The organism is Lysinibacillus sp. NPDC059133, assembly GCF_042755925.1.
GTDB lineage: Bacteria > Bacillota > Bacilli > Bacillales_A > Planococcaceae > Lysinibacillus.
In genome coordinates, this window is sequence record NZ_JBHZDH010000092.1 from 1 (window position 1) to 10,426 (window position 10,426).

Sequence of the window (10,426 nt, forward strand, 5' to 3'; positions counted from 1 at the left end):
CCAACCATTATAAAGGCTTTTTTTATGCACGCATAATATTGCGGAAAATTCAGTTTTTAAAAATACATTGAATTATTTTAATGCGACGCTAGTGAGAATTTATATTTTAATAGCTTGAAAGTTCCTAACTTTTTAAGTATAGCTAATTCTTTTGTTGTAAAGTCCGAGTCATAAAAGAAGCGAGAAGATATGTTTTCTAAATGAAGCGTTTTAGTGAGAATATGTTGGTCAGCCAGATTAAATCTATAAGCAACCCTTTTCCCATATTTTTTAGGTAACTCTACATATTTAGCATCAGTAAAACTACTTACATACTTATTTTGACCATTTTCACATATCGAATAATTATTATTTATATTATTTAGCAACCATTCTACTCCGTCATTTCCGTGCTTTTCACCAATCCCAAGCATTAGATAAGTGTCCGTACTGTTAACTTTATTAACCTGATTGACTAAATTTTTGACCATTAAATTTGATAAACCTGGCGCTAAACCTACCCCCAACACTAAAGTTGTTCCTAATTCAAGTGCTTTACTATGTAAGCTTTCAATTTTTGATAGGATAGTATAGGAAGGGGAAATATCTATATAATGAACTTTATTTTGAATACACATTTCAACGAAATTAGTATCTTTTTGGTCAAGGCACATTATTACTAACTGTGTGTGTGTAAATACTTCATGGGATGCCTCCAGATTATAAATATCTAGTTTCAACGGCAGAACCTTACCATTCATAGACAAAGAAAACTTTTTTGCCTTTTCAAAATTTCTACCAGCCGCGATAACTTTTCCAGGGTAAATCTGAGATAAAGTGTTACAGATTACGGTACCGACTTGACCGTAACCGCCGATTACTAAAATATTTTTCACTAGAAAACCCACCTTCTCATAGTTTAAAACAGCTTACTCAATTTTAAATAAAATCTCCCTGTATCAAAAACCGATACTAACATTATGGAATAATTGTTCTTCAACTCTTTGACCGTAGAGTAAGTGATTTTTTCAGATTCTTTCTCTATCTTAACATAAATATCCATTTGCCTTTTTACAATGAGCACCAAAAACTGAACCAATAATCACTTATTAGAAAAAAATCAATTTGGGCTAATCAATAGAACCAACAAAGTATTTTTATAATCGAATCCGTTGTTGTGCTATTTAAGGGAGCCTACAGATTGTTTAAGAAAAATGATTTACATATAATAGGTATTTGGTGTCGGAAATTCCCTGAAATATTGACTGTATCCCGAGTAGTACCAGAACAAAAAAAGAACCCGGAATTAAAATTCCGGGCTTGATGTTCACTTACTTATAGTGCTCCATGACACACTGCCTCGCTTCCGCATTGATCTTAAAATTCTTTAAGACAACTGTGCTTTAGCTGCATTCAGCTTTGATTGTCCTTCTGAGTTACCGGTCAGCCCCACTCATCGGGTTAACCCTCCTTGTCATTGGATTTGAAGTGAAATCTTTAATAGTATAGACCGTTCATTATTTTTTATACACGTTATTAAAAAGGAAAAAATTCAACGGCTATACCTTGAGATCAATTATTCCTAGGCATAATTGCGTCCTGAATCGACTTTGTGCTTAGGCCTGTAGATGTTTTTTGTGCGAAAGCGCAGTGCCACCGTAGAGACAGCAACGTGTTTGTTTTTGTCTGTGCGAAAGCGAAGCGACAGCAACAACATGAAATCAGTTAGCCGTATCGCATGGATGCGATAACGGCTAACATCCTAAATAAACTCCTTTTCGATTCTGTGACATCCACCGGTGAGTTTGGGCCAACGTGTTGTTGGTCACTTTGTCGTGTGTTCTTGCTGACGCTTCGCTTTCGCTACCAAAACATTTGTAACTGCCGTTTCACTTACGTTACATAAAACATTTGCTAAAGGAGTTAAAAAAATCACCTAAAGAATAACGAAAGAGGGGATAAAACAAAAAAGAACCCGGAATTAATATTCCGGGCTTGATGTTCACTTACTTATAGTGCTCCATGACACACTGCCTCGCTTCCGCATTGATCTTAAAATTCTTTAAGACAACTGTGCTTTAGCTGCATTCAGCTTTGATGGTCCTTCTGAGTTACCGGTCAGCCCCACTCATCGGGTTAACCCTCCTTGTCATTGGATTTGAAGTGAAATCTTTAATAGTATAGACCGTTTATTATTTTTAATACACTAATTTTAAAACGTTTCGATTTAAAAGAGATACATGACAAGCCTCTATTTACCATAAGCTTCAAAGTAGAAAAATTCCTTGATTATATAAAAAATTAATTTCTGTAAACTGACGATTAATGTAACGAACATTAAAAAATGCCAAATTTTTAGTATTAGAAATGGATTTTTTCGAACGAGCTCATATCTGTATAAACCCTGTTTTTATCGAGAAATACATATATTGTTAAATTTAGCTAATATAAAGGCTCCTTAAATTATTTTGTCATACGTTATTCTAACTTGGAGATATTAAATTTGAGGTATTTTAAAAACTCTCGAGCTGCCAAAGAAAAATGCTTTTTCTTTGATCGTACCCATCCGAAAGATCGTTGATGAGATTCGAAATTTATTAATGGAATCGGGATAATGGCTCCACTATTTACATAATGATCATCTTTTAATGCTATATCCATCAAAAAGCTTATCGCTAAACCTTCTGCTACGGCCTTTTTAATAACTTCGGTATTGTTAGATGTAAATAAAATATTCATTGGTCCATATTTATTCAAAAATATTGAAATGGAATCTTTCCATATTACCCCATCATACATCACGATAGTTTCATTTATTAACTCCTCAGGCGTTATATAATCGCTGAAAGCGAATGGAGAATGTTTGCTGACACATACCATGATTTTGCCCTCTAATAAGGTTTCGAAAATCAGCTCTTCATGTGCATTCCAATCGATTCCATCGAGCATAGCTAATCCGATGTCAATCTTTCCTTGGCTAACATCTTCAATAATATTTGGTGACTTTTTTTCTGTCATGAGTATACGAAAGTTAGGATAGTCTTTTTTAAAGTTAGTTAATGTTCCAAGTAAAATTGGTAGGAAAAAGCTAGGGCTGGCCGATATATTTAATTCTCCGCTTATGAATGATGCTTGCTCTTGCGCTTCTTCTTGTATTTCTTCAAGTTTAATAACAATTTCATACGCTTTTTTAAGAATGTCTTTACCCTCTGCTGTTGGCAGGGCGCCTAACCGTGAACGTGTAAACAATTGAATGCGTAATTCTTGCTCTAAACTGGTAATTGCCTTACTAATGGTCGATTGAGAAACATGAAGGTTTTGGGCAGCGACGGAAATCGAACGTGTTTTAGCTACTTCAACAATATATTTTAATTGTTCTAAATGCACAACGTTACACCCCTTTTGTATGAATTTGATTCAAGTATATATGATATATTACCATTTTACTTTACCTACAACCATATATAAGATAATTATTAAGAATATTAAAACTATTCTAAAAACAAATAAATGAAACCGCTTTCTATTTTAGGAAGAATGTGTCTTGGAGAGGAGTAAAGTATGCATGAAACAGTACAAATCGAGAATATTCAACATTTAAAAGAGAGGTTACTTGAGTTCATTTACAACGAATTGTTACCGTTTGAAAGTGAACATGAAATTGATTCAGAACAAGAGATTTCAATGGAACACATTAAATGGGTCAGAAAGCGATCAAAGGAGCTCGGGTTTTATGGCATCAACCTTCCAAAGGAGGTAGGAGGACAGTCACTTAACCTAAAAGGACTATGTGTCCTAAAGGAAGAACTAGCAAAATCAGGGGCTGCTTTATGGGGGCATGTTTTAGGTGAAATAGGGGGACCTTTACGTATTGGCCAGATGTTCAACATATTCACTCCGGATCAAATAACAAAGTATGTAATGCCGGTGATTAATGCTGAAGCGGGATGTTGCTTTGCATTATCAGAACCTGGGGCAGGATCCGACGCCCGTGCCATTCAAACCACGGCAGTACGCGAAGGTGATCATTATATATTACATGGTAAAAAGCATTTTATTAGCGCTGCTCCATATGCAGATTGGGCTATTGTGTTGGCAAAGGAAATTGTGGAGCCAGCTAGTGAAAGAGTAACTGCTTTTATTGTAGAGAAACAATTAGAGGGAAGACCAGGTTTTGAATTAGGAAATATTCAGGTTCCAATTTCCGGAGAACGGAGCACAGCCGAGCTAATCTTTAATCATTGCCGAGTTCCATCTGCCAATATTCTCGGTCAACCTGGCAAGGGGTTGATACTGGGACTTGGTAGAATAAATGAAAATCGGGCGTCTTGGGGCGCTACCTACCTTGGGGTTGCACAACGATTATTAGACTTATCTACCAATCATGCCAAACAGAGGATCCAGTTTGGAAGACCAATTGGAGATTTTCAAGCCATTCAACATATGTTAGCGGAGATGGCGACTGAAATATACGCGGCACGTTGCATGCTCTACGATGTGATTGAAAAGATTGATCATGGTGAAAATCTAAGAGGAAGTGCATCGATGGTTAAATTATATTCCTCAGAGGTTGCTAATCGAGTTGCTGACAAGGCTGTGCAAATCTTTGGTGGTCAAGGGTTAATGAAAGGACACCCTGTAGAGAAAATGTACAGAGACGTACGGATGTTTAGGATTTTGACTGGTACATCTGAAATTCAGAAAAATATGATTGCTAAGGAATTGCTGAACAAATAAAAGAAAAAAGAATACACCTAATTCAATCATAATCGGAGTTTCGAATTGAAAAACTATTTTTATACTTTACTAAGGAGAGGAAGTTTTCATGGATACATTAACTTTTCAGGGTTTTCTGTTCAATAGTATAAATAAATTTGATGATCAACCAGCACTTACTTGTGTTGATACAAATGAAACTATCACTTACAGAGAATTACGGGTTCATGTGGAGGCGGTAGCAAGCCAGTTAATACGTCTTGGCGTACAAATCGGAACGCATGTTGCGGTTCTGATTCCAAATAGTATAGAAAATGTCGTATATAATCTCGGTGTTAGTCTATGTGGGGCAACTGTTGTCCCATTAAATGATAAGTTGGGTGTTAGAGAGATTGACTTTATCTTGAGAGATGCCGAGCCCCAAGTTGTTATTATGGCAACTCAGAAACATGTAGAAGCGGTCTTTAACTACCAAAAAGAGGCAGGTAGAAAGAATGTAACAGTTATTGGTCTGCAAGGCTTCGACGTTAAATACCCAGAGGAATTTTATTCTATTGATGTACAGGATAAAACAGGAAACGTAGCGTTCCCCGTGGCCTCATTAGATGACTTAGCAATCATATCGTACACCGGTGGTACAACAGGGACACCAAAAGGGGTCATGCACTCTCAACGGGGCTTTGGTGCATCACTTATGGCTTCATGTATGGAATATCCTTACGATGACCAAGACAAGATTTTGTTCTGTACACCCATTATTCATGCTGCAGGAGTGTTACTACAGAGGTCATTAGCATCTGGATGTCATGTATATATCATGAAGGCATTTCATCCAGAAGTATTTATGCAGATTGTACAAACAGAACGGATTACAAGCACTTTTGTGGTTCCAACTATTATTTATCGATTGATAGATGAGGCTAAGCGAAGAAGCTATGATGTCAGCTCATTGCGTAATATAAACTATGGTTCCTCACCCATCTCTTCAGAACGTCTAAAAGAAGCATTTGAAATATTTGGACCTATTTTTAGACAGCAGTACGGGATGACGGAATGTAGTATTGTCATTGCGAGACTTACAAAAAGCGATCACCTCTTTGCCTATGAGAACAATCTTGATGTATTAAAGAGCTGCGGAAAACCGTGTATGCTGAGCCAAATTCGCTTGGTTGACGATAATGGTCAAGACGTGAAACCATTGCAACCGGGGGAGATTGCTGTCAAAACCCCTTCTGTCTCCGTTGGTTATTACAAAAAGCCAGACCTGACAGCAGAGGCATACCGGGATGGCTGGTTCTTTACGGGGGATATCGGAAAACTAGATGAACATGGCTATCTTCATATTGTCGAACGTAAAAAGGATTTGATCATTTCTGGCGGTTTTAATGTATACCCTGCTGAAGTAGAAAGGATCGTGAACCAGCATCCTAAGGTGGCGATGAGCGCTTGCATAGGCATACCGCATAACGATTGGGGTGAAGCGGTCTGTCTATTTGTTGTACTACGTAAGGGTGAAACTTGTAAGAAGGAAGAATTAATCGAGTTTTGTAAAGAACGTACTTCAGTTTATATGGTTCCAAAAGAGATCTTTTTTGAGACGTCTTTACCGTTAACAATGGTTGGGAAGATTGATAAGAAAGAATTAAGAAGACCTTTTTGGGAAGAAACGGCACGTTTGGTGAATTAGAAAATCCAAAATTCGGTTAGTGTTTTTTATGAATTTTCGAATAAAGATGGTCACTTAAAAAAAGGTATTTTTAAAACTTTGATTATGATTACAACCATTAAAGGAATGCCACAAAGGGTACGTATCAAAAAGCGAGACTTCGAAAAGGAGTGAATAAAAATGCAAGTATATGCTGCTGATAAAAGGCGTAAATCCATTATCATCATTCTTCTATTTATTGGGACGGTATTAAGTTACATTGATAAAACATCAATGAACGTAGCCATCATTCCAATTCAGAAAGCTTTAGATCTTAATTCTTTTGAATCAGGTTTAGTTTTAAGTATCTTCTTTTTCAGCTACGCTCTGATGCACCCAGTAGGAGGGTGGCTTACCGATAAGTATGGTGCACGAAAGGTGTTGGTCTTTTCTATATTAGGATTTTCGCTTTTTACGGCACTTACAAGTCTTGCCTGGTCATTTATCTCGTTGCTTTTAATTCGTTTCCTGTTTGGTATAGCGGAAGGCAGTGTTTTTCCTGCCAGTATGAGATCGATCACTGACAACTTTGACGAAAATGAAAGAGGAAGAGCCAGTTCGTTCTTTCTATCTGCACAAACGGCAGGTGGTGTGATAGGTTCTGTTGCGATAGGTTTTTTGTTGGTTTCCTTTGAGTGGAGATGGATGTTTGCTAGTATTGGGATTTTAGGAGTTTTTATAGCATGGGCAAGTTGGACTTATCTGAAATCTCCAGAAGATAAGCGAATAAATACTAAGGAACAAAATAAAAACAAGGTTCCTTACAAAATGGTATTTAAAACAGATAATTTTTGGAAATTCCTCTTTACGAAATTTTTTTCTAATATCGTGAATTGGGGGATGATTACCTGGATGCCTTCTTATTTGGTAAGTAAAGGTTTGGACTTGTTATCTGCAAGTGTCTTGATGGCCATTCCTTATGTTGCTTCCTTTATCATGTTTAATGTAAGCGGCATTATTTTAGATAAATATATGGTTGGAAGAGAAAAATACCTAGCAATGGGAGGATTACTATCTTCCAGTGTCTTTCTATATTTGATGTTTAATGCAACATCTGTCTCTCTTGGGATTGTTTATTTGACCTTCAATGCTATCTCCATCTCGTTTATCGGAACTTCATTATACACAATGATTATTAAGTATTCAGGTAAGGAATTAACTGGTTCTGTGACAGGATTTGTTTCCTTTGGTGGACAGATTGCTGGGGGGATCTCACCAATGGTCATTGGGTTTGTTCTTACTATTTTCAATGGATCTTATACGGCTGTTTTTTGGTTTTTAATCGCTTCTGCACTGGCTGGGGCAATTGCTGCATTAACGATTAATAATAAAGGTAAAGAATCAAAAGAAGATGTGCTTATAGGGCCTTCTTTTTAATGAAGGAGAGATTGTCATGCAGAATTTAACAACAAATAAAATGCAAGTTTTTCCGCCAAACTCAGCGGATATCGTGACGAAGGAGAATTGGTTTACTTCCCCAAAAAATTTGCAAGGGTATTGTCATAGCGGTGAACTGAGTCCTTGCCGTATTATCTGGAGAGGAAGCCAGAAGCCCTCCCCATTATCATACGCTAACGATTCATTAGATCTGGCAAAAATATACGTGAATAAGGATGAAAATGTGTTAGCGTATCTTGAAAGAACGAATACAGATGCTTTTTTAGTGTTGCATAAAGGAAAAGTTTTGTACGAGAACTATTTTAATGGATATAAATCGTATCATCCTCATGCATTGAACTCTGCTACAAAATCATTTGTTGGATTGATTGTTAGTTTACTTGCTGATGTAGGGGTATTGGATTTAAATCAAAGGGCCTCTTTTTACATTCCCGAATTAATAGGAACAGGTCTTGGTGATGGAACGATTCAGCAATTGCTTGATATGCAAGTTCCTGTGAAATATATGGAAGCTAACACGCCAATGGGAATTGGCCGTGGGACACCAATTTTTATTGCATCTGGCTCAATGCCAAAACCCGATAACTATAATGGACCTGAAAATCTATATGAATTTATGATATCAAGCAAAAAAGATATACAGCCCGGTACTGTATTTAAGTATGAAAATGGGCAAACAGAAACGTTGGGCTGGATTATCAAACGCTTAACAGGAAAAGATTTGGCAGAATTAATTCAAGAATTTATATGGTCTAAATTGGGTGCAGAAGAAAATGCCTTAATGCACTTAGATCAAATCGGTACAGATATAGCAAGTGGCGGTATGCGGGCTACATTGCGTGATTTGGTACGTTTTGGTGATATGTTGTGTAACGATGGTTACTATAATGGCCAACAAATTATTCCGGAGCATATAATTAGGGAAATTCAAAAAGGGGGGAACTCAAAATTTCTTGCGGAAAGTACCCATAATTATCTTTCTGGATTCTCCTATCACAATCAATGGTGGGTTAGCCATGATCGATATGGGGGATTTTCTGCTAGAGGCAAATTTGAACAGCGAATTCATATAACATCAAAAGCTGATACAGTCATTGTAAAATTATCTTCTTATCATTCCCCTAAATCAGAAGGAACAGATGCGTATCAAGCGATAACAGAATTTTTAGTAAAGCAATAACATCAGAGCTGTTCATGAGGGCTTGAAGCTTTTAAAGGGACTATCTAAGGGTTATGTTCACTGAATACGAGACTTTCAAAAAGGGATAGGGAAGGGTTATCGTTTATGGAGGCTTTAAATAAATGGACAGAAGAAACAGAAGATAGTGTAAAATATGCACAGCAGCATTTAGCAAATGAAAGAACGTATTTAGCTTGGATACGGACTAGCATATCTATTGTTGGAGTAGGGTTTTTGACCACTTCTTTGCATTTCACGATTAAAGTTAACTCGAATCATTATATTCATATCATAGCCATATGCCTTGGCATCTTCGCCTGTATCATTGGTTTTATAATAGGGGTGCTGGCTACTTTTCAATATTCAAGGAAAAGGAAAGAAATCCAGGATGGTATATTTAATCCTTCATATCGTTGTATTTTTATTATTTCTTGCTTTTTTTCCATCTTAATTTTCATTATTTTTATGTACCTTTCTTTCTTATTATTTCTGTAGGCTATTAATAGCGTGCAGTACGAGGGAAAACGGCTACTTAATAAAGTAGTATATAAACATAAAAACACGTATTTTGACTAAACATCATTCAAAATACGTGTTTTTTAGTTTGCTATATTCATTTCAATGAAGGAATTACTCTTTATCCCAATGCTCAGCGATGAACTGATCACGACCAGAAAACGCACGGTCCTTCTGATAATGCTCAGACTCTTTTTTATAAAAGTCCTGGTGATAATCTTCTGCAGGGTAGAAGTACTTAGCATCGCGAATTGTGGTTACAATAGGTTTATCAAAGCGACCACTGTTTGCTAGCTGTTCCTTTGAAGCTTCTGCAATGCGTTTTTGTTCTTCTGAATAAGTAAAGATTGCTGTCGTATAGGATTCACCACGGTCATGGAATTGACCAAAAGCATCCGTAGGGTCAATTTGCATCCAGTAAATATCAAGGAGCTGTTCATAACTAAAAACGCTAGGGTCGAATTCAATTTCGACTATTTCTAAATGACCAGAAGTCCCTTTTTTGACATCCTCATAAGTAGGATTGTGTAAATCGCCACCCATGTAGCCGGAAGTGACCTTATGTATACCTTCCCATTCAACAAATGGTTTTACCATGCACCAAAAACAACCGCCAGCAAACGAAGCTTTCTCGATCATATTCATCATCCTTTCTTTCGTGAAAATATTATAGCATTATTTGGTACATTCTTGGCAAAAAGGGTGTAAAATAACCTTTACATAGATATGGATAGGATTCGCAACATACTATAAAATGAACCTTTCTTTAGATTGAATCGTTACATTACTATAAAAAATAGAGGAGTTAACAGTTATGGAAGAGCAAGATTATTCAAGACGCTCACAGCGCCCCCAAAAACGGCGCTTGCGTAAAGGGAGAGCATTCTTCACATTGATATTACTTTGTGTCATCGTAATTGCAGGTTATTCCG

General features: G+C 36.7%; 8 protein-coding genes. 5 read left to right on the forward strand and 3 right to left on the reverse strand.

Annotated elements, in window-relative coordinates; all coding sequences use genetic code 11:
- Positions 1-77 precede the first annotated feature (77 nt).
- Together ACFXN8_RS25580 and ACFXN8_RS25585 are read right to left on the reverse strand one after the other, a co-directional pair.
- The gene (locus ACFXN8_RS25580; protein WP_386848214.1) at positions 78-875 is read right to left on the reverse strand and encodes a saccharopine dehydrogenase family protein; all 798 of its coding nucleotides are present in this window, start codon (positions 873-875) and stop codon (positions 78-80) included.
- Positions 876-2,457: 1,582 nt separating this feature from the next.
- Entirely contained in the window at positions 2,458-3,366 is a 909-nt protein-coding gene (locus ACFXN8_RS25585) for a LysR family transcriptional regulator (RefSeq protein WP_386848215.1), read from the reverse strand.
- A gap of 174 nt (positions 3,367-3,540) precedes the next feature.
- Here ACFXN8_RS25585 and ACFXN8_RS25590 point away from each other — a divergent pair, with 174 nt between their 5' ends.
- The 5 genes from ACFXN8_RS25590 (at position 3,541) to ACFXN8_RS25610 (ending at position 9,473) form a co-directional block, all read left to right on the forward strand.
- Positions 3,541-4,716, forward strand: coding sequence for an acyl-CoA dehydrogenase family protein (locus tag ACFXN8_RS25590; RefSeq protein ID WP_386848216.1), 1,176 nt, complete (start codon positions 3,541-3,543; stop codon positions 4,714-4,716).
- An 88-nt stretch (positions 4,717-4,804) separates the two neighbouring features.
- Positions 4,805-6,382 (forward strand): class I adenylate-forming enzyme family protein, encoded by a 1,578-nt coding sequence (locus ACFXN8_RS25595; RefSeq protein WP_386848217.1) that lies wholly within the window; start codon positions 4,805-4,807, stop codon positions 6,380-6,382.
- Positions 6,383-6,541: 159 nt separating this feature from the next.
- Positions 6,542-7,777 carry an MFS transporter gene (locus ACFXN8_RS25600; RefSeq protein WP_386848218.1) on the forward strand — a complete coding sequence of 412 codons (1,236 nt, stop codon included), beginning with the start codon at positions 6,542-6,544 and terminating at the stop codon, positions 7,775-7,777.
- Between the two features lie 16 nt (positions 7,778-7,793).
- Entirely contained in the window at positions 7,794-8,978 is a 1,185-nt protein-coding gene (locus tag ACFXN8_RS25605; protein WP_386848219.1) for a serine hydrolase domain-containing protein, read from the forward strand.
- 105 nt (positions 8,979-9,083) lie between these two features.
- Positions 9,084-9,473 (forward strand): YidH family protein, encoded by a 390-nt coding sequence (locus ACFXN8_RS25610; protein ID WP_386848220.1) that lies wholly within the window; start codon positions 9,084-9,086, stop codon positions 9,471-9,473.
- Between the two features lie 135 nt (positions 9,474-9,608).
- Here ACFXN8_RS25610 and msrA read toward each other — a convergent pair whose 3' ends face one another.
- Complete coding sequence (gene msrA, locus ACFXN8_RS25615) at positions 9,609-10,133, reverse strand: peptide-methionine (S)-S-oxide reductase MsrA (RefSeq protein WP_386848221.1); 525 nt, start codon at positions 10,131-10,133, stop codon at positions 9,609-9,611.
- Positions 10,134-10,426: the final 293 nt, after the last annotated feature.